The 20811-nt window shown below is 59.3% G+C and carries 18 protein-coding genes and 2 pseudogenes; 12 read left to right on the forward strand and 8 right to left on the reverse strand.

Annotated elements, in window-relative coordinates; all coding sequences use genetic code 11:
• On the reverse strand, positions 1–684 hold the full coding sequence (locus tag O0882_RS11015; protein WP_289947862.1) for a VWA domain-containing protein: 684 nt from the start codon (positions 682–684) through the stop codon (positions 1–3).
• A gap of 207 nt (positions 685–891) precedes the next feature.
• Here O0882_RS11015 and O0882_RS11020 point away from each other — a divergent pair, with 207 nt between their 5' ends.
• Positions 892–1350, forward strand: a complete 459-nt coding sequence (locus tag O0882_RS11020) for an RDD family protein (RefSeq protein ID WP_289947864.1) — start codon at positions 892–894, stop codon at positions 1348–1350.
• Positions 1351–1458: 108 nt separating this feature from the next.
• Here the strand turns inward: O0882_RS11020 and O0882_RS11025 are convergent, their stop codons facing one another.
• The gene (locus tag O0882_RS11025; protein ID WP_289947866.1) at positions 1459–1956 is read right to left on the reverse strand and encodes a DUF3304 domain-containing protein; all 498 of its coding nucleotides are present in this window, start codon (positions 1954–1956) and stop codon (positions 1459–1461) included.
• A 351-nt stretch (positions 1957–2307) separates the two neighbouring features.
• On the opposite strand from O0882_RS11025, the gene O0882_RS11030 reads away from it, so the two are divergent.
• The 4 genes from O0882_RS11030 to O0882_RS11045 all read left to right on the forward strand — a co-directional run bounded on the left by O0882_RS11030 (position 2308) and on the right by O0882_RS11045 (position 4691).
• Positions 2308–3042 (forward strand): helix-turn-helix transcriptional regulator, encoded by a 735-nt coding sequence (locus tag O0882_RS11030; RefSeq protein WP_289947868.1) that lies wholly within the window; start codon positions 2308–2310, stop codon positions 3040–3042.
• Positions 3043–3227: 185 nt separating this feature from the next.
• Positions 3228–3677, forward strand: coding sequence for a hypothetical protein (locus O0882_RS11035; RefSeq protein ID WP_289947869.1), 450 nt, complete (start codon positions 3228–3230; stop codon positions 3675–3677).
• Between the two features lie 33 nt (positions 3678–3710).
• Positions 3711–4103, forward strand: a complete 393-nt coding sequence (locus tag O0882_RS11040) for a hypothetical protein (protein ID WP_289947870.1) — start codon at positions 3711–3713, stop codon at positions 4101–4103.
• A gap of 63 nt (positions 4104–4166) precedes the next feature.
• Positions 4167–4691 carry a hypothetical protein gene (locus tag O0882_RS11045; protein WP_289947872.1) on the forward strand — a complete coding sequence of 175 codons (525 nt, stop codon included), beginning with the start codon at positions 4167–4169 and terminating at the stop codon, positions 4689–4691.
• Positions 4692–4722: 31 nt separating this feature from the next.
• Here O0882_RS11045 and O0882_RS11050 read toward each other — a convergent pair whose 3' ends face one another.
• On the reverse strand, positions 4723–5178 hold the full coding sequence (locus O0882_RS11050) for a tellurite resistance TerB family protein (protein ID WP_099763903.1): 456 nt from the start codon (positions 5176–5178) through the stop codon (positions 4723–4725).
• 317 nt (positions 5179–5495) lie between these two features.
• On the opposite strand from O0882_RS11050, the pseudogene O0882_RS29095 reads away from it, so the two are divergent.
• The 3 genes and pseudogenes from O0882_RS29095 to O0882_RS11060 form a co-directional block, all read left to right on the forward strand.
• A pseudogene (locus O0882_RS29095) lies at positions 5496–5954 on the forward strand (DUF2837 family protein); the annotation flags it as partial.
• Between the two features lie 112 nt (positions 5955–6066).
• Positions 6067–6309, forward strand: a pseudogene (locus O0882_RS29100) (DUF2837 family protein).
• Between the two features lie 125 nt (positions 6310–6434).
• On the forward strand, positions 6435–7028 hold the full coding sequence (locus O0882_RS11060; RefSeq protein ID WP_289947877.1) for a hypothetical protein: 594 nt from the start codon (positions 6435–6437) through the stop codon (positions 7026–7028).
• A gap of 175 nt (positions 7029–7203) precedes the next feature.
• Here O0882_RS11060 and purL read toward each other — a convergent pair whose 3' ends face one another.
• Positions 7204–11241 (reverse strand): phosphoribosylformylglycinamidine synthase, encoded by a 4038-nt coding sequence (purL, locus tag O0882_RS11065; RefSeq protein WP_289947879.1) that lies wholly within the window; start codon positions 11239–11241, stop codon positions 7204–7206.
• Positions 11242–11436: 195 nt separating this feature from the next.
• On the reverse strand, positions 11437–12501 hold the full coding sequence (locus tag O0882_RS11070; RefSeq protein ID WP_289947881.1) for a GGDEF domain-containing protein: 1065 nt from the start codon (positions 12499–12501) through the stop codon (positions 11437–11439).
• A 352-nt stretch (positions 12502–12853) separates the two neighbouring features.
• On the opposite strand from O0882_RS11070, the gene O0882_RS11075 reads away from it, so the two are divergent.
• The 4 genes from O0882_RS11075 (at position 12854) to O0882_RS11085 (ending at position 16157) form a co-directional block, all read left to right on the forward strand.
• Positions 12854–14479 carry a tetratricopeptide repeat-containing response regulator gene (locus O0882_RS11075; RefSeq protein WP_289947885.1) on the forward strand — a complete coding sequence of 542 codons (1626 nt, stop codon included), beginning with the start codon at positions 12854–12856 and terminating at the stop codon, positions 14477–14479.
• 32 nt (positions 14480–14511) lie between these two features.
• Positions 14512–14844 (forward strand): barstar family protein, encoded by a 333-nt coding sequence (locus O0882_RS29105; RefSeq protein ID WP_354670262.1) that lies wholly within the window; start codon positions 14512–14514, stop codon positions 14842–14844.
• A gap of 152 nt (positions 14845–14996) precedes the next feature.
• Positions 14997–15437 carry a hypothetical protein gene (locus O0882_RS11080; protein WP_289947887.1) on the forward strand — a complete coding sequence of 147 codons (441 nt, stop codon included), beginning with the start codon at positions 14997–14999 and terminating at the stop codon, positions 15435–15437.
• A 264-nt stretch (positions 15438–15701) separates the two neighbouring features.
• Positions 15702–16157: a DUF695 domain-containing protein gene (locus O0882_RS11085; RefSeq protein WP_289947888.1), complete on the forward strand. Its 456-nt coding sequence runs from the start codon at positions 15702–15704 to the stop codon at positions 16155–16157.
• Positions 16158–16301: 144 nt separating this feature from the next.
• Here O0882_RS11085 and O0882_RS11090 read toward each other — a convergent pair whose 3' ends face one another.
• The 3 genes from O0882_RS11090 to O0882_RS11100 form a co-directional block, all read right to left on the reverse strand.
• Complete coding sequence (locus O0882_RS11090; protein ID WP_289947890.1) at positions 16302–16937, reverse strand: TetR/AcrR family transcriptional regulator; 636 nt, start codon at positions 16935–16937, stop codon at positions 16302–16304.
• An 11-nt stretch (positions 16938–16948) separates the two neighbouring features.
• Positions 16949–19294, reverse strand: a complete 2346-nt coding sequence (locus tag O0882_RS11095) for a membrane-bound PQQ-dependent dehydrogenase, glucose/quinate/shikimate family (protein WP_289947892.1) — start codon at positions 19292–19294, stop codon at positions 16949–16951.
• A 392-nt stretch (positions 19295–19686) separates the two neighbouring features.
• Positions 19687–20733, reverse strand: coding sequence for an NAD(P)-dependent alcohol dehydrogenase (locus tag O0882_RS11100; RefSeq protein WP_289947894.1), 1047 nt, complete (start codon positions 20731–20733; stop codon positions 19687–19689).
• Positions 20734–20811 lie beyond the last annotated feature (78 nt).

A 20811-nucleotide genomic window follows, 5' to 3' on the forward strand; every position in this document is an offset into this window, starting at 1 on the left:
TCACGTATTGACGACAGACCAGCCATCCGTCGAAGCCAGCTGCGCCTGCGCACCGGGACGCGATTGCGACACCACCTGCATGCTGGCGCTCAGCCACAGGAACAGTTCGCGGAACTGCAAGCCTTTCAGCTGCTTCACGCCCCGCTCGCCACGGCTGGAAAACTGCCCCAGGGTATCGATATTCGCGTTGTCGCCCACGGCGATGGGGAAGATCGCCACTTTATTCGCCTGCTCGGCCACGCGCGCCTGTTCGGCGCCATGCTGCCATTGGTCCGTCGGCTCGCCGTCCGACATCAAAAACAGCCATGGCCGCGTGTACGCCACGCCAGCGGCGCGGAAGCGCTGCTTTTCCTGCTCGATCTCCGCCAGCGCCAGTTCCACGGCCGCGCCCGTCGGCGTGGTGCCGTTCGCCTCAAGGCGGGGCGCCGTGAAATCCATGGCGTCGCACCAGTTGCTGGCAACCACCGCTTCATCGTGGGCGCCATATTGAATCACCAGGATGCGCACGCGCTTGGCGGCGATCACGTCGGACTTGAGTTCCTGTTCCAGCAAGGCCAGGCCTTCGTTCAGCAGCGAGACGGGTTCGCCATCCATGCTGCCGGAGCAGTCCAGCACGAGCACCAGCGGCGTGCGTTGTTCGGTGTTGTCGACCAGGGCGACGTCGGGGATCATTATGGAGGTCATGTATTTTTAATAGAGTTGCGAAATAGCTTAGGGCCGAAGCTTACCCTATGCATATGTTTTCCATGCGTCCGATTGCTTCGAATTTCACCATGCGATATCAAACACCTGACAAAACCTCTAACTTGCAATGAAAGCAACAAGATCGTACACTGCGCCATTCTGCCCCGACTCTGGCGGCCACTCATTTACTGACGTTTTGGAAAAATAATGCAACAGAATCCTGAAATGGACTATGTGGGCTTTTGGCCGCGCGTTGGCGCGACGCTGATCGACACCTTGCTCTTGCTGATTATCATCATACCGATGTTGATAGCCATATATGGCCGAAGCTACTTTTTGACGGATTCCTTGTTCCGTGGCCCGGCCCACTTCATGATTTCGTGTGTCATGCCGCCACTGGTTCAATTGGCATTTTGGATTACCCTGTCTACAACGCCTGGCAAGATGGTCATCGGCGCGATCATTGTCGATGCGCGGACGGGCGGCAAACCTTCTGCCGGCCAGTGTGTCAAACGCTGTCTCAGTGCTTACCTGTCGGCGCTACCGTTTTACCTGGGATTCCTTTGGATCGCCAGGGACGCGCGCAAGCAGGGATGGCACGACAAGATCGCTGGTACGGTTGTGATACGGCGCAAGACCACGGCAGTACCGGTTGCCCTGCAATAAGCAAACTGGATGATGATACCTGTCGCAAGCCTGGAAGAGCTTGAAGAACTCCTTGGAGAAAAGCTGGACCAGTTCGATTCTGGGCCGCCAATCGCGCAGCTAGCAGCACTATTCCCAGATGATTTCCAAGGGCACGCCCGGCTCCAGCTCCGCCTCCTTGCCGGAAAGCGGATATTTTCGATGCCCCAGCGAGTATTTGCTCACGAAGACTTTGTAGCCGCCATCGTGAAGAAAATGCACGACGAAGCGGCTGGCATCGGCGGGAGCATACTGGGGAACCGCCACGGTTTGCTCCACGCGCACATCCTTGCCGTTTTTTACCGTATGCATGACGACGGCCGCCGTCATCCCCGGCTTCCATGCCGCCGGTATCGAAAGGCAGCAAGTGTCTCCCCCACCGCCGTTGCCAGGAGCAAGATAACCGGCCTCCGCCGACGAGCCATCGGCCAGTGTCACGGTATAACTGCCGACGCCGTATTCGCCATGGTTGTAGGCCGTCAGGCTCACGCTGATTTGTCTTTCATGCCTCGCGCAGCCGGCATTTAAAAGCGACAAGACCATACACACGAAACAGGCGGCATAGTTACTTTTCGAGAAAAATATCATTTAACCCTCAATCAAGCCAGGCATGCGCATGCGTCGGCAGGTAATGCTTGCTTGGTTGCATAAAAACTTCGCTAAGTGAATGGCAGGCAACTCCCACCCCATGCCTGGCGTTTATATTTTTGACAATTTTTTATTGTATCGGGGAATTTTTAATCCGGGAGCACGATTGCATCGGCAGCGCCGCATTGCAGCAGCTCTATCTTTGTACTATCTTGAAAGTTGCCCAGGCTAGATGGCAGCGACCAGCCCTTCCTCATAAGGGTGGGGCGAATCGCTGCGCAACACCGCCCTTACCCAGTTCCGCACCTGCACGCCTGCGGCACGCTGATGTAATCAGGATTGGGGGCAAGCATGAACACAGGTACAGTCGCGGCGGATGTGGGCAAGCTGATCGGCGCCATGTACGACTCGGCCTGCGGCGCAGGCGACTGGCCACTGCTTGACAGCGCTGACCTGAGCGGCCAGCAATGGCAGGAACTCTTGCCGCATCTGCAACGCGCGCTGTGCCTGCAGCAGCGCCTGCGCGAGGCACAACTGGCCAGCCACTGCGCGCTGGCGGCGCTCGACGCCATGGGCGCCGCCGTGCTGGTGCTCGACGCCGGCCTCGGACTGCGCTTCGCTACCCCCGCCGGCCACGCCCTGCATGCGGCGCAACTGGAACCCTCAATGCCGCCCGCCCTGGCGCGCGCCGTGCGCCTGGTGATCGCCAGCGCCGGTGGCGCGCAACAATGCCAGTCGCTGCGCCTCGCGCGCAAGCAGCAAGCGCCGCTGGCCCTGACCGTCACTCCGCTTGCCGCTTGCCAACCCGCCTGCGCGCTGCTGATCGCGCGCGACCCCACACAAGCGAGCACGTCCATCCCTGCCTTGCGCCAACTGTTTGACCTGACGCTAGCTGAAGCGCAAGTGGGCAAGGCGCTGGCGCAAGGGGCGACCATCGAGGAAATCGCCGCGCGGGGCGGCATCAGCGTCAACACTGTCAAGACGCATCTGCACCACACTTATCTGAAGACGGATACGCGGCGCCAGGGAGAGCTGATCGCCCTGATCCATGGCGCAACGGCTCACCTGGCCGTACTCGATGCATGAGGCCGTGTCATCCGATCGGATGATGCGCGGCGCAACTTGCCTGCCTACACTGGCAAGATCGGGTGGCCGCGCCTTGCCAGTATGACAGCAGCGTCTGCGGACCAGTCGGTTCGATTTCCCTGGCACCCACATCAACATCGCCGCGCCGGCAACGGACGGCACCACATTCAAGGATGGGCTGGAAAATGAAAACATGGATCCTGGCCGGCACCTTGGGCGTCTGCGCCCTGCTGGCAAATGCGCAATCACTCCCCGACAGCCAGACCGTCACCATTCCCGGCGGGCACCTGCACGCCATCGAACTGCCGGCCTACAGACACTTTATGAATGCGCAAGAATTTTCCCCGTTCCGCGGTGGCTATGAGCTGTCGAACGGGCAAGTGCTCTACCTGCGCAATGCGAGCAGCATCGGCGCCATCATGTATGCGCGCATCGACAACCAGAAAGAACACCGCATCATCGCCAGCAGCAGCGACAGCTTCGTGGCGCTCGACCAGCAATTGGCCATGCGCATCGACTTGCGCGACGACGGCAGCGTGGGCGGCGAAGTACTGATGCTGGTACCGGCCGAAAAACTGGCCAGCGGCGACATCGTGCCCGCCCATGTGCAAAGCATGGGCCTGGCTTCGCGCTGAGGCGGCGAGCGGCAAGCCGCATGGGTGACAGCCATGAGCAAACAGTATTCCGTCCAACAGCAAAACGCACTGACCCTGGCCGCCATCCGACAGACGGCGGCCTGGTGGCGCGCGCGCCCCTTGCCCGATGCCTTGTGCCAGTGCGCCGCCAGTCATGGCGTGGCGCTGGGCACGGCCCTCATGCTCGACCTGCAACTGGCCTGGCCCGACATGCCCGCCGTGTACGGCAAGCTGCTGAGCGCTGACGGCCACTTCATCCACTTCGAGATGGACCTGGACGACGCCCTGCGCCCCTTGCCTGGCAGCGTGGCGTGGGATGACATCAGCGCACGCTACGACCTGGCCGCACACAAACGGGGCAAGGGCGTGCGATACGGCGAACTGTGCAAGCAAGTGCTGCAGGAATTGAATCACGGCGCATCCTAGCGGAACCGCCGTCGGCGCATGTTATGATCGGCGCCCCGTTCATGAGACAAATGGCAACGCCACATGCAGCATCCATCCGGCGGTAAATCCCCATCCATGCTGCGCCGCGGCCTGCGCCTGCTGGCCTGGCCCTTGCTGGCCCTGGTCAGCGCCGCCTGCACCAGCACCACGCGCCATCCGGCCAGCGAGCCCACGCAAGTCACCCTGCGCTTTACCTATGACGACGGCAAGCCGATGCGGCATGACGATTACCTGGCCAATGCACGCCAGGAAACGTATATCAAGCGCTGCAGCAAGATCGGCAGCACCACTGTCTGCGACGTCGGCTCGGATGCACTCTTCACGGGGGGCGACGCCCCGCTGGACGCCAACGGCGAAGTGCGCGTCACCCTGCACTCGACCGGCCCCATCGGCAACAATCCGACCAGTCTTTGCATCAAGGGCAAAGGCTACGTCTTTGATTCCGGCGACTGGAAACGCGGTCCCTTCAGCCCAGGCCAGGTGATCGAGATCCGCTACAGGATCAGCGAAGTGGACATGGCGTGCCCCTGGTCGTCAGGCACGCCGCCGTGGTGGGACAAGAGTTAAGCTAGCCAGCCGGGGCTGGCTGGCTTAAAAGTTACTGCAACTCGAACTCCGCCGGAGTCAAGCCCAGCTCGCGCGCGATCTTGCTGGCCACGCGCTGCTCGTTGGCGTCGAAATTGCCGTCCGACGAAGCGACAGCGATGATCATGCGCACCAGCAAGCGCGACGCCTCCACATTCGACTTCATCTTGCCCAGCGCCTGATACGCCTTGGCTTCGCCGATATCCTTGTCGAACTCCAGCTGACTGACATAGTCCTGGAAAGCCTTGATCACATCCGTGGTGGTAAACACCGACAGCGCGTCATTGCTTTCAATAAACTTCACCATCTTCTGCTTCTCTTCCGCACTGACGCTGCCGTCGGCCATGGCGATCAGGGCCGAGCCCGCCATCGCGGCATTCAGGAAATCCTTGTTCTTGTACTTCAGTGCCTCGGTTTTCAGTTCGCTGGCTTTGGTCTTCAGTTTGGACAGAAAGGAATCGAAACTCATGGTGTACCTCCGGGGTGGTGTAGGTGCGGCAGCGCTACGCTGCCACTCCCATCCAAATGAGGGCACATGCCTGAAATGCAAGCGGCGGGAACGAGCCTTGCCTCCGATGAAAGCATGGCAAAACCCAGAGCAAGGGCCGGGGTCAGACCCTGAGGGTCTGACCCCAGTTTCTGCCTTGGGGTGAAAAACTGCCAACTGCATACAAACGCACAAAACACCACGAAACCCAATTAACAAGAAAATTATCTTATTTGCAGTTGAAAAATAACTAACTCCATGGCAGCATGGAATTACATTTTCTTTACTGCAAGGTTGTGATGGACAAGCAATTGCTGTTGATTTGTGCACTGACGTTCATCATCCACATCATCGGCACCCTCGCCTACTCCGTGCGCATCGCCGGCATCCGCACGCGACGCATCGCCGTCTCGCTGGCCCTGTTCAGCATTCTCATGCTGCTGTCGCGCACGTCGAACTCCTTCCTGGGACCATACCTGGCCAAGCGCGTGGAAACGGGCATAGACCAGCATGTTGCCGCCAGCACCCTGTTGCTCGATTTCCGCTGGCTGCTATTTTCCGCCAGCCTGGCGACCATCCTCGGCGCGATCCTGATCCCCACCTTCCAGCGCGCCTTCTGCCGCGCCGTGGAGCACTTCCAGATGCACAGGTCGGTACCGAGACTGCTGCTGCACGCCGTCTTCAAGGGCGGCTTGTCCTACCTCAAGACCTCCGCCAGTCTGCCCAAGCCCGCCAACGTCACGGGCCTGCGCCAAAAATCGGGCGTCTCCATCTCCATCTCCATCGTCATTGCCACGGCCCTCTGGACGGTGGGCGCATCGTTGCCCACCTTACACCGCGGCACTGTACGCAGGCGTGCTGAACGCGAGCGTGCGCGTCACCTCCAGCACCCTGTCTTCCATCATCAACGACGGAGCCACCATCATGATGGCCGTCTTCATCGGCACCTGGTGTCGGGCATGACGGATGACGTCATCGAGGGCAAGATCGAAGAATCTCAATTCCGGCGCGGTGGTGTGGCTGGTGGGGAGCAGATTGGCGGGGACGCTGCTTGCGCAGTTTTTGCTGGTGCCTTCGGCGGTGGTGATTGTGGGGATGGCGAAGGGGCTATAGAGGTAGATTTAAGTGAATATTTTTCTGGGAGAATTGACGATTCCATAAAAAACAAAGAAGAAATTTAGAATAAACAACTCAAAAATTTAAGTGGAAAAATGATAAATAGAGAATTAAAAAAATACATGATTTCGCAATTAAGTCCAACAAAACATGGATTTATATTAAAAAGAGAAGAGTTTTTAGAGGGGATGACACTTTTTCTATACTGGTCAATACCATCTTTTTTCTTTGCATTACTTCAGAAAATAGAAGGCCATAACTTCCCCTCATTGTACATTAAAAGTGCGGTGGAAGAAGGCATAGGCCCTCACATATGGAACATATTCGGATCCATCGGATTGGTATTTTTTGGGTTAACAATTATTGCACCGAAATTTAAATTCTTTCGAATAAGTGCGTCACAAATTTTGCTGAATACTTATGCCATGGGGGCATTAAGTATAGGCTTAATGATTGGCAATTTATTAATAATATTTGAATCCTCCAGGTTTGATCTATGGAATGAGATCCTTCTAAAAATTTCATTTTTTCTCTCATTTACAACTATAATTATAATAAATTTCGCCATCTGGTACTGCTCCAAAATAATTGGAAAAGAAGAGCAAAACGATAGTTTAATAGACCTGTTCGCCAAAGTAGATACAAAAATAAGATTGCCTTTGGGACTTTCAATTGCAACACTTCCGATAGTATTTTTTTATTTTTTTGAAAAGTAAGAAATATTAGAGAAATCGTAAATGAATAGCATGTTTTTTAATACACAAATTCATAAAAAATAGTCCTCTCGATTTTTACGCCTAATAAAAAAGCCGCGGTCTCCCGACAGCGGCTTTCTCATTCCTACCACAGCAGCAGCGCCTTGAACCAAGACGCCGCGCCGCAGATAAAAAATTACCCCACAAACTTCCGCGCATTCCTGAACATGCGCATCCACGGCGAATCCTCGCCCCATGCTTCAGGGTGATACGACTGTTGCACGCTGCGGAACACACGTTCCGCGTGCGGCATCAGCACCGTGAAGCGGCCGTCTGGCGTGGTGACGGAGGTGATGCCTTCCGGCGAGCCGTTCGGGTTGTACGGGTACGCTTCGGTAGCAAAGCCCTTGTTATCGACGAAGCGCATGGCTTTGCTGACCTGGGTGATGTCGCCCGTTTGCGAGAAGTCGGCGTAGCCTTCGCCGTGGGCGATGGCGATGCCGGCCTGCGTGCCGGCCATGCCGTTGAAGAAGATCGATGGGGAATCCATCACTTCGACCATGGCAAAGCGGCCTTCGAATTTCTCCGACTTGTTGCGCGTGAATTTCGGCCAGGCGTGTGCGCCAGGGATGATCGACTTCAAATTGCTCATCATCTGGCAGCCGTTGCAGATACCGAGGCCAAAACTGTCCGTGCGGTTGAAGAAGCGCGCGAACTGTTCCGCCAGGCTGGCGTTGAACAGAATCGTTTTCGCCCAGCCTTCACCCGCGCCCAGCACGTCGCCGTACGAGAAGCCGCCCACGGCGATGACGCCTTGGAAGTCGTCCAGCTTGACGCGGCCGGCAATCAGGTCGCTCATGTGCACGTCGACAGCCGTGAAGCCTGCCTGGTGCATCACGTAGGCCGTCTCGATATGCGAGTTGACGCCCTGCTCGCGCAGGATGGCGACACGCGGACGCACGCCGGTGGCGATAAATGGCGCGGCGATGTTCTCGTTCTGGTCAAAGGTGACGATAGGCGACATGCCCGGATCTTGCACGTCCAGCAGGCGGTCGTATTCGGCGTCCGCGCAAGCCGGATTGTCGCGCAGGCGGGCGATGCGCCAGCTCGTTTCGCTCCACAGGCGATGCAGCTCGGCGCGCGGCTGGGTGTAAATCAGCTTGGCGTCGCGCGTGAATTCGATGACGTCGCGGTCGTTCAATTTGCCGATGATATGGCTGCAGGCGCCCAGGTTGAAGGTGCGCAGCACGTCCATGACGAGCGACTTTTCTTCCGCGCGCACCTGGATGACGGCGCCCAGTTCTTCGCTGAACAAGGCGCGCAGGGTCAGTTCGTTGCGGCGTTCCGCTACCTGGCCGGTCCAGTTCTTGGCGTCGCCCCAGTCGCTGGAATGCTCGCCTTCCATGGTCAGCATGTCCAGGTTGACGGACATGCCCGTGTGGCCGGCGAAGGCCATTTCCGTCAGGGTGGCGTACAGGCCGCCGTCCGAACGGTCATGGTAGGCCAGCAGCTTGTCGTCGCTATTGAGCTTTTGAATGGCCGCGAAGAAGCCTTTCAGGTCTTCCGCGCTGTCCACGTCCGGCGTTTCATTGCCCAATTGGCCCATGACTTGTGCCAGCGCGGAGGCGCCCAAACGGTTTTTGCCGCGACCCAGGTCGATCAGGATCAAGGACGTGTCGCCCTTGTCCGTTTTCAGCTGCGGCGTGAGCGACTTGCGCACGTCCGTCACTGGCGCGAACGAGGAAACGATCAGGGACACCGGCGACGTGACGGATTTCGCCGCGCCCGTGCTCTCGTCTTTCCAGGTGGTGCGCATCGACAGCGAATCCTTGCCGACGGGGATGCTGATACCCAGCGCCGGGCACAGGTCCATGCCGACGGCTTTCACCGTGTCGTACAGGGCCGCGTCCTGGCCAGGCTGGCCGCAGGCGGCCATCCAGTTGGCGGACAGCTTGATGTCGGAAATGTCGCTAATGGCTGCGGCGGCGATGTTGGTGACGGCTTCGCCCACGGCCATGCGGCCCGAGGCGGCGGCGTCGATGACGGCCAGCGGCGTGCGTTCGCCCATGGCCATCGCTTCACCCAGGTAGCCTTCAAAGCTCATGGTGGTGACGGCGCAATCGGCGACCGGCACTTGCCATGGTCCCACCATCTGGTCGCGCACGGTCATGCCGCCCACGCTGCGGTCGCCGATGGTGATGAGGAAGGATTTGTCGGCCACGGTCGGCAGCAGCAGCACTTTTTGCGCCACATCCTTCAAGTCCATGCCCGTCAGGTCAATCGCCGGGAAATCGTTGGCCACGTGGACCACGTCGCGCTGCATCTTTGGCGGCTTGCCCAGCAAGACGTCCATCGGCATGTCGACCGGCTCGTTACCGAGTTCCGGGTCGATCAGTTTGAGTTGACGCTCTTCGGTGGCCACGCCCACGGCGGCGAACAGACAGCGTTCGCGTTCGCACATGGCTTTGAACAGTGGCAGGCTTTCCGGCGCGATGGCGAGAACGTAGCGTTCCTGCGACTCATTGCTCCAGATTTCCTTCGGCGCCATGCCCGATTCTTCCAGCGGGATCTTGCGCAGGTCGAAAATCGCGCCGCGCTTGGCGTCGTTGGTGATTTCCGGGAAAGCGTTCGACAAGCCGCCCGCACCCACGTCGTGGATCGAGATGATCGGATTGTCCGCGCCCATTTGCCAGCAGGCGTTGATGACTTCCTGGGCGCGGCGTTCCATTTCCGGATTGCCGCGCTGGACGGAATCGAAGTCCAGGTCGGCCGTGTTGCTGCCGGTGGTCATCGACGAGGCGGCGCTGCCGCCCATGCCGATGCGCATGCCCGGGCCACCCAGCTGCACCAGCAGGCTGCCGACGGGGATATCGTTCTTGTGCGTGTGCTGCGCCGAGATATTGCCGATGCCGCCAGCGATCATGATCGGCTTGTGGTAGCCGAACACCGCATCGCTGTCGACGCCGACGTTCTGTTCATACGTGCGGAAGTAGCCGCCCAATACCGGACGGCCGAATTCGTTCGAGAACGCGGCGCCGCCCAGCGGGCCTTCGATCATGATTTGCAGTGGCGAAGCGATGCGCTCAGGCTTGCCATACTGGTCAGCGTCAGTGCGCTTGTCCAGCGGCGCCGTCACGGAAGCGGCCGTTTCCCAGCTGCGCACGGCATCCGGCAGCGACAGGTTCGAGACGGTGAAACCGGTCAGGCCAGCTTTTGGCTTGGCGCCGCGGCCCGTTGCGCCTTCGTCGCGGATCTCGCCGCCCGCGCCCGTGGAGGCGCCGGGAAATGGGGAGATGGCCGTCGGGTGGTTATGCGTCTCCACCTTCATCAAGGTGTGCGTCAATTCCGTCGATGCCGCATATTCGTGGTTTGCACCGCGCGGGTAGAAGCGCGACACCGTGGCGCCTTCCATGATGGACGAGTTGTCGCTGTAGGCGACGACGGTGCCCTTCGGCTGCAGTTCGTGCGTGTTCTTGATCATGCCGAACAGTGATTTTGGCTGCGCCACGCCGTCGATGGTCCAGTCGGCGTTGAAGATCTTGTGGCGGCAATGCTCGCTGTTCGCCTGCGCGAACATCATCAGTTCCACGTCCGTCGGGTTGCGGCCGGCCTTGGTGAAGGCGGCATCCAGGTAGTCGATTTCGTCTTCCGACATCGCCAGGCCCAGTTCCGTGTTCGCCGTTTCCAGCGCGCGCTTGCCCTGCCCCAGCAAGTCGATCGATTCCAATGGGCGTGCTTCCAGGGTGCGGAACAGGTCCTTGGCGTCGTCTGCGCTGCGCAGCACGGATTCCGTCATGCGGTCGTGCAGCAGGTCGGCCACGGCTTGTACCTGCTCGTCCGTCAATTTGCCGGCGCCAATGGCGCTGCCCAGGATGCCCGATTTCAGGTTGATGCGGAAAGCGATGCCGCGTTCGACGCGCTTGACGTGCGCCATGCCGCAGTTGTGCGCGATATCGGTGGCTTTCGAGGCCCACGGCGAAATCGTGCCGAAACGGGGGATGACGAAGAATTCTTCGGCAGCGCCTTCCGTATTGTCAGCCTGGGCCGGCTCGCCGTACGTCAGCAAGGCGCCAAGGCGCGTACTGTCGTCGTCGGTGAGAGGCGCGCTGGCATCGATGAAATGGACATAGCGTGCTTGTACGGCAACAATCGCAGGCGAGACGACTTGCAGTTGGCTTAACAGACGGTGGCTACGGAAATGGGACAGGGCATTGGAACCCGGCAGTATCAACATGATTGGAAGGTGGTTGATGCAGCGTGGCTGCGGGTTAAAGGTAGGTATGACAATATCTTTCGTACGGCAAATTTCCTTTGCGCGCATTATACCCGTTTTGCCCCTGCCTTATGACCGGAACTTATGGCTTTACGGCCATTTTGCCCTTGAAACGGGCAGTTTTCGCCAACTTGCAACAAGCGGCCCCAGCGATGATCAGGCGATCACATAGCGATTCTTGCCCTGCCGCTTGGCCAGGTACAGCGCCTCGTCGGCCAGCCGGTAGCTGTGGCCCAGTTCCTTGCCCCGGTCCAGCTCGGCCACGCCCACGCTGATCGACACGAACTGTGTCGCATGGAAAGCCTGGCTGACGGCCTCGACCAGACCACCGGCAAAGGCGCGCGCAGCGTCGCGGTCGCCCGCGTAGACGATGCCGAACTCCTCGCCACCCAGGCGGCCGCACAGATGGCCTTGCGCCTTGTCGGCGATGATGGCGGCCGTGCGCACCAGTACCTCGTCGCCCGCATCGTGGCCCTGCTGGTCGTTGATGATCTTGAAATCGTCGATATCGATCATCAGGAAATGCAGGGTGCCGCCATGGGCTGCGCCATGCATCTGCTGGGCGCGCTGCGTGAACATGCGGCGGTTGTTCAAGCCCGTCAGGCTGTCCTGGAAAGCGAGCCGCGTCAATTCCACCTTGGCGTGATAGTTGCGCAAACGCAATAAACTGAAGCTGACGTTCAGCGCCAGCCCGAACAGCACACTGACGGCGATCATCAGCGGCGCCCAGGATTGGTCGGGCAAGCCCGCGTTGACGGGATACAGGCCGTGGCCCACGTTCCACCAGATGCCGGCCACCACGGCAAGGTAGCTGAGGCCGCCATTGAAGATGGAGGCGATGGCCAGGGTCATGAAGACGCCCACGGGCAAGACCCAGAAGCTGGCGTGATGGACGGCGTCGGCCATCGTGCGCAGGCCGAAAGTCAGGGCCAGCACGGCGCAGGCGCCGGAAATGGTCAGCACGGGCAAGGTGGTGCAGCGGTAGCGCGCCACCAGGCTGATCAGCATGCCCAGCAGCGCCAGCAGGGCGTGCAGCAGGTTCGGATGATAGGGGGCGGGCATCATCAGCCAGGTCAGGCTGTAGGCGATGATGCCCATCACTTGCGTGACCAGGCCGACGCGGTGCAATTCCGCAAAATAGGTATGCTGCTGTTCGCTGTTGCCGCCAAATGCAAGGGGAACGGCAACGCGCCGCAAGGTAGACAGATCAGTAACGCGCATGACGGGTATCGACACCAGAGAGAGATAAAGCGCCCGGTAAAGCCTTGCGCACGCCTGGCCGCGACATGGCGCGGCATGCAACAAGTGTTGCATTTTTCGGAATACTATCACGCTAGTCAAGGAATGGACGGAAAAACAGGCACCGGCACCGCCGCGATGAGCCCCCGCGTCATGAAATACAACGCCGGACGGCGCCGGGCGTCCCTGCCCTCGCGCGGCACGCCCGATTGCATGCATTTTGCTGGCAGTGACGCCCGGCTTTGCAGTATGCTGATAAAAAGTAATACTGCCAGGCAGATACCTATAAGAAGAGTTCCCGCAAATGACCGAACAGATGAACGAGAGCTGAACAATGCCAGAAACTAGCGACTTATCTGTCCTGATCGTCGACCCGAACCCCAGCATGCGGGGCAATCTGCACAATATGCTGAACCAGGCGGCCATCACCAAGGTGGAATATGCCGTCAATTCCGGCACGGCCATCCGCTTGCTGATGAAGAAACCGTTCGACATCATCCTGTGCGAATACGATCTTGGTAGTGGCACGGACGGCCAGGATGGCCAGCAATTGCTGGAAGACTTGCGCCACCACAAGCTGATTGGCCTGTGGACGATCTTCATCATGCTGACCTCCGAAGCCATCCACAGCAAGGTGATCAGCGCGGCCGAACTGACCCCGTCCGACTACATATTGAAACCGTTTACCGTCGATGTGCTGAGCGGACGCATCGCGCGCGCCATCGAACGGCGCGCCATTTTCCTGCCCACGTATCAGCTGATCGACAAGGGTGACTTGCGCGAAGCCGTGAAAAGCTGCCGCGCGGCCGAACTGCAGCACCCGCGCCTGGCGGCCGATTTCACTCGCCTGCGCGCCGAGCTGCACATTGCCCTCGATGAATGGAAGGAAGCGGAACAGCTGTACGCCGACATGCTGGCCACGCGGCCCATGGCCTGGGCACACCTGGGACTGGCGCGCACCCTGTTCGAACAGCAGCGCCATGAAGATGCGCAGGATGCGCTGCTGGAACTGGTGGAAACCTATCCCCGCTTCATGGCCGCCTACGACTTGCTGGCGCAAAACCATGAAGCCATGGGCCAGCAGATACAGGCGAAGAAAGTCCTCGAAGACGCGGTGGCCATCTCGCCGCACATGGTGCGACGCCTGCGCCACCTGGGCGGCATCGCCTACGACACGGGCGATATCGGCGCGGCCGAGCGGGCCTACAAGCAGGTGGTGACCAAGGCCAAGTACTCGGAATTCCGCGACCCGGAAGACCACGTCAACCTGGTCAGGGCGCTGGTCAAGAAGGGCGATGCGCCGCAAGCAAGCGGCGTGCTGCGCGACATGGAGCGCTCCCTGCGGGGCAGCGCCAACGTGGAAGCCTGCCGTGCCATCTCGGCCGCCATGCTGCATGAATTGTCGGGCAACGACATCGCCGCCGCCACCGAACTGCAACTGGCCGCCGCCGCCCTGGACGACGCACGCGGCCTGTCGACGCAGCTGAAAGTGGGCCTGGTGCAAAGCTGCCTGAAAAACAACCTGGAACAGGCCGCCTCCGACGTCATGATGAAACTCGTCAACGAAGCCGACAGCGACCTGACGATGGAGGCAGCCGTGGACGTGTTTGAAAAAGCGGGCCGGCATGACCTGGCGCAAGGCATGGGCCAGCAAATCACGCACCAGGTGCAGGAATTGATGCAGGATGCGGCCAGCAAGTCGGAAAGCGGCGAGCTCAAGGGCGCCGTCTTCGTGCTGCGCCAGGCCCTGCGCAAGACACCGGGCAACCTGCCCGTGCTGTTCGCCTCCGTCGACGCCATCCTGCGCCAGCTCAACATGCTGGGCTGGGAAGCACCGCTGGCCGAACAGGCGCAGCACCAGATGCAGGTGATCCGCAAGATCGACCCCAGGCATCCGAAGCTGGAGTCGCTCAAGCAGCAGTATGCGGCCACGCAGCACAAGTATGGTATCGCTACCTGACTCCCGCTTGAGCCCATGAAGCCGGTTTTCCCATGAAATCAATTCGAATCAATTCCCACCTCATCGTCAACGAGGAGACCTTTCACTCGGTTTTCTCTGAGGCGTGTGGATTCCCGGATTTCTACGGGCGAAATATGAACGCATGGATTGACTGCATGGGCTATCTCGACGAGCCGCTGGCGCAAATGTCATCCGTCCATGTCGCCCCAGGTGAGAGTTTGGCCTTGATCATCGATGGCGCATCATCCTTCAAGACCAGGTGTCCTGCATTGCATGATGAGCTGATTGAGTGCGCTGCTTCCGTAAATCGACGATGCGCAGAGGCAGGCCGAGCGCCTTTGCTAACTATCACAATGCACACCTGATGTGGGCCGACATGAGCCAAAGCCGGCATGGCGATCGGCGAGGATGAATTCGCTACTTTCCTATATGGAATGGCGCCTTCTCACCCACTTATTACCTGGAAAACCAAGCAGGAAAAATGCATGAATGAGGGAGTTTTCCGCTATCGGCTATCATGTTGTTGATCCCGAAGATGATATTTTCCAGAAACTCAACTGACCAGCAGAACCATGAAACAATGAAAATAGACTGCGACTATGCAAAGCAAATTGAAATAGCGGTGGAATTTCCGCTTTCAATCTTGTGCGAATACAATGGTCAAGACAATTTGGATGTGACGCTGGATGACAATATCATATATCTGATTGATGAGGCGCTAAGAAAAGTCGGCGTATATGTAAAAGACAAAGTCTTGAAAACATATCATTCCGAAAAAAATGAAGAAATCCTGAGCTATCAACTGACATTGATCGTTCAACCGCCAGGATTTGACTTGCATTGCATTGCAAGTGACTTGGCTCAAGAAAATTTCCATCAAGGATTATGTATTAAACTGAAATCTCAGCATCATGGTTTCAGAGTCACATATGCAGAACCCGCAGTCAGGCGAGACTGAAGCAGGCAATACTCCATCGAAGGAAAGAATATGCCCGATCTATGTTTCTGAGCATGGGCGAATTCCAGGGGCTGGATTCTTGAATCACTTTTCGTCGGGGCACTCTTCGCAATCGTAGTCATCTCCATTGCACTTGCCGGTGCTTTTTATGTATGGAAATTGCTGGCAAAATCATGTCAGAAGACGGCAATGAGCGATGCGTCAATAGTGCCAGCATAAAAATGCTGTAGACTCCTTCCGGAAAAACTTTCGGAATATTTATCTATGTGGCCTTTTAAAAAACACCTGCAAATCTCGAACCTGACTGACGATACCGATAAATGGTCCCTCTTTGATGCATCAACGGCCGACGCCCCGATGCTCGTGAGAGTTAACACAGCGGCCAAGCGTTGGGCGCAGCACCCATCACTGAATATTCGCGTGGGTTTTGCGATACCGCTTAATCAGCCGAACCCACAAGGCTTGCCTGACTCAGCCGAGAATTTTGCTGTGGGTCAAATAGAGGACACCATCCGTTCACATATCAAGTCCTCTGGCCCGGCTATCCATGTACTTTCAATCACAACCGGAACCTTTAAAGAGTTTGTTTTTTACATTGAGAATGGCGATTCAGTCGCACATATCCATGAAAAATTAAAAATGGAAATTATGTCCCACGAAGTGCAATGTATGGCTGTGCACGACCCTGAGTGGACGGTGTACTCGTCATTCCAACAATAAACTATCTGCATGTTTGTCCTTGGCCTGTCCTTTGTAACGAACTTTCGCTTCGAGGCGTAACCTCTGCCAACGACGGCAACCGGCCACGAGCGCACTGTCGCATCAGGTGTAGCAGCTCAAACTTGACAGGCCGGCATCCTTGACTTACTTGCACGCCACCCGCGCCACCACCAGCTCGATCAACTCCGCAATCAAGGGCCGGAACGTGGCGGCATCGCCGCCCTGCCCCAGCATGACGGTGCGCGTGGTCAGGTGCGAAAAAACAGCGTCGAACAAAATCTGCGGCAGGTTGGAAAACGAGGTATCGGGCGCGATGCGGCCCTGGGTGCGCTGCTGCTCCAGCAGGCGCAAGATCAAGGCATGCCACACTTGCGGGCCGTGTTCGTACCAGGTCAGGCCCACGGCCGGCACGGCGGCCGCGCCCGTGACGACCAGGCGGTAGAAAGCCACGTGGCGGGGGCTGGTGACGACGGCCACCAGTTCATCGAGGATCAATTGCAAGCCCTGTTCCAGGCCCGCTTGCGATGTATCGAGCTGGCGCAGCGCGATGATGAAGTCGGCGCACAGATATTCGACCACCGCCACCAGCAGTTCCTGCTTGCTGCCGAAGTAGCGGTAGGCGGTGGCTTTCGAGCCGCCCGCCTCGGCCACGATGGCGTCCATGCTGACGCCGTCGTAGCCGGAGGCGAGGAACAGGTCCGCCGCCGCCACCAGCAGCTTGCGGCGCCGCTCCTCGCTTCGGGTACTCGGGGAAGCTGGAACGGTGCGCAACTGGGGCATGAAGCAAACTCTTACGGTGTCTTGGGAAGCGCGTATGCTATCACGTAATCTCCCCGGTCCGGGCTCTGGCGGGCGCCGCCCGCCACCACCACGACGTACTGGCGGCCGGACCTGGGCGACACATACGTCATCGGCGTGCCTTGCGAGCCGACCGGCATGCGCGCCTTCCACACTTCGCGTCCCGTGGCGATATCCATGGCGCGCAGATAGTAATCCTGCGTGCCCGCATAAAACACCAGGCCCGACGCCGTGCTCATGCCGCCGCCCAGGGTCGGCATGCCCAGCGGGATGGGCAGTCGCGCGCGCACGCCATTGATGACGGCGTCCTGCACCGTGCCGGCCGGACGCTCCCACACTTTCGTGCGCGTTTTCAGGTCGATGGCGGCAAACACGCCCCAGGGCGGACTTTGGCAGGGTATGCCCAGCGGCGAATTGAAGGCCTTGTGGTCGATGACGAACGGCGTGCCATCCATCGGATAAGTGCTGCCCACGCCGTGTCCCGACGTCAGCTTGGCCACGTCCACCGTTTCGCGCGGCACCAGCTTGACCACTTGCGGCATGCGGATATCGTTGACGAACATATAGCCATTGCTTTCATCGACGGCCGCGCCGCCCCAGTTGAAGCCACCGTAGTAGCCTGGATAAATCAGCGTCTCTTTCGTGCTTGGCGCCGTGAACTCGCCCTGGTAATTGAGCTTGCGAAAGCTGATGCGGCACGCCAGCTGATCGAAGAAGGTGGCGCCCCACATGTCGCGCTCCGTCAGGGTTTCCGCACCAAGGGCCGGCATGCCGGTGGAGTATGGCTGCGTTTTTGACACCCAGTCGCCGGCCGCGTGCTCCTGCGGCACGGCTTTTTCGATGACTTCGGCAATGGGCTTGCCCGTGCGGCGATCCAGCATAAAGATCTGGCCACGCTTGGTCAGCTGCACCAGCGCGGGTATTTTTCCGCCCTTGCCGTCCGGGACGTCGTACAGGGCCGGCTGCGCGGCCACGTCGTAATCCCAGATATCGTGGTGGACGGTTTGATACGTCCAGCGTTCGCGGCCCGTGGCCATGTCGAGGGCGACGATGGCCGACGCGTATTTTTCCGTCAGCGGCGGACGCTTGCCGCCCCAGAAGTCGGGTTGCTCATTGCCCGTCGGCAGGTACACCAGACCCAGCGCATCGTCGAACGCGGGCGCCGACCACATGTTCGGCGTGCTGCGCGTGTAGGTCTGTCCTTCCGGCGGCAGCTTGGTAATCGCCGGATTGCCCAGGTCCCAGGCCCACACCAGTTCCCCCGTGTCGGCGCTGTAGGCGCGCACGACGCCCGACGGTTCATCGGTGGAGCGGCCGTCAAAGACCCAGCCGCCGAGGATGATCAGGTTGCGCGCCACCGTAGGCGCCGACGTGTAGGCGTAGTACGGCACGTTCATTTTCACTTTGCCCAGGCCGACGGTGAGGTCGACGGAACCCTTGTCACCGAAGCCCTCGCACTGCCTGCCCGTCTGCGCGTCGATCTGAATCAGGCGCGCATCCATGGTCACTTGCACGATGCGTTTGGCGCACGCGCCCGCCACCGGCGCGCTGGCCGCTTGCATGCCCTCGAACTGGAACGGTTTTGTGACCTTGGCAGGTTCGTAGTAGCCGACACCGCGGCAACGGTTCCATGTTTTGATGTTGGATGGCTTGGGATCGAAGGTCCAGCGCTGCTTGCCCGTGTCCGCGTCGAGCGCAATCACCTTGCTCGTCGGCGTGCACGTGTAGATGGTGTCGCCAATCTGCAGCGGCGTATTCTGCGCTTCGGACGCCCCTTCGGCCACCTCGCCCGTGCGGTAGCTCCACGCCACTTGCAACTGGTCGACATTCTGCTTGTCGATCTGCGTGTATGGCGCGAAGCGCGTGCCCTTCGGCCCATTTGCATAGTGTGCCCAGTTGGCGCTGCCGTCATTGATGGCCGTCACGGCATCCTGCTGCGGCTGAACGGTGGCATCCAGCACGCCATGCGGCTTGAACATGGAGGCGAAACCGACTGCCAGCACAACGGCAAACAGCGCGGCGAAACAGCGCAACTGGCCAGCGTGCGTACGGCCGGCCAGCCAAGGATGCAGCAAGGCGGCCAGCAGGCCGATAACGAGGAACGGCGCCAGACGCGGCACCATGGGCCAGAAGGCGAAGCCGATTTCCCACACGGCCCACAGCAAGGTGGCGATGACCAGCGCGGCGACGACGCCGCTCGCCAGCGGCTTGCGGCGCAAGTACAGCACACCGGCAAATATTAAACCGAGACCGGCCAGCAGGTAGTACCAGGAACCGCCTAGGGTGATCAGTTCGATGCCGCCCGCCCCCAGGGCCAGGCCGGAAAGTCCAAGAAACATGCCAAAAACCGCCAGCGCTATTCGCTTGCCCCTGGAGACCGCCGGGATCGCCGCCGCTCCATTCTTTGTTGAAGTGTCCATTTTTTATCCATGACGCCCCCCCTGCCCAGGCAAACACGCCGGGGGATGGCTGATTTTTTTAAGTCTACGTAGTGAAACTGTACTGTACGGTTTCATTTTATGCCGATTTTTGACGCAAGGAAAGAAAAATTGATGTCGGAGCTTGATTTTTGGCGGGGATGGGAGGAGGTGCGACGGCGCCATGCCGGTTTTAGCATTTAAACAAACGCCGTTGGAACGCTCGAAAAATGCCCAGGGCTAGGCGCCGCGTCGAAGGCAGTACGAATGTACGGCGAGACGCGGCAACAACGCCCTGGGCTTTTTCTCGGGCGTTACAAAGAGGCCATGTCGATCACGAAGCGGTATCGTACATCGCTCTTCACGACGCGCTCAAACGCCTCATTGATATCCTGGATGCGAATGATCTCGATATCGGACACGATATTGTGCTTGCCGCAGAAATCCAGCATTTCCTGGGTTTCCTTGATCGAGCCTATCATGGAGCCCGACAGGCTGCGGCGCGCACCCACCAGGCCGAAGGCGTTCACGGGCGGCACGGCGCCGTCCGGGATGCCGACGATGACCATGTTGCCATCGACTTTCAGCAGGTTGATGTACTGGTTCCAGTCGATGGACGCGCCCACGGTGCAGATGATCAAATCAAACGTGCCGGCCAGCTTTGTAAACGTTTCCGCGTCGTTGGTGGCGTAATAATGGTCGGCGCCCAGGCGCAGGCCGTCTTCGCGCTTCGACAGGGTCTGGCTCAGTACCGTCACTTCGGCGCCCATGGCATGGGCAATCTTGACGCCCATGTGGCCCAGGCCGCCCATGCCCAGGATGGCCACTTGCTTGCCGGGGCCGGCTTTCCAGTGGTTCAGCGGCGAGTACAGGGTGATGCCGGCGCACAGCAGCGGCGCGGCGGCGTCCAGCGGCAGGTTGTCGGGTATCGACAGCACATAGCCTTCCTTGACGACGATGCTGTCCGAGTAGCCGCCCTGCGTGGCCGTCTTGGCGTCCGCTTCGACGCCATTGTAGGTCTGGATCAGGCCTGGCAAGTACTGTTCCAGGTCCACGTTGCGCGTCTTGCAGGTGGTGCACGAGTCGACAAAGCAGCCCACGCCCACGTGGTCGCCCACCTTGAACTTGCTGACGTTGGCGCCGACGGCCGTGACGACGCCCGCGATTTCATGGCCGGGCACCATCGGGAAGGCGGCGCCGCCCCATTCGTCGCGCGCCTGGTGGATGTCGGAATGGCATACGCCACAGTATTTGATCGAGATGGCCACGTCATCTTCGCGCGGGGCGCGGCGCTCGAACGTGAACGGTTGCAGTGCGGAAGTCGGGCCCAGTGCGGCGTAGCCTTTGGCGATGGTGGTCATGAAAACTCCTGTATCTATATGTGTGGGACGAAGGGAACGCGTGCCTTGCATGCGATTGCACAAGTGTGCCTGAGAAGC

The sequence above is a fragment of the Janthinobacterium sp. SUN073 genome, assembly GCF_030397665.1.
In the GTDB taxonomy this organism is placed as follows: domain Bacteria; phylum Pseudomonadota; class Gammaproteobacteria; order Burkholderiales; family Burkholderiaceae_D; genus Janthinobacterium.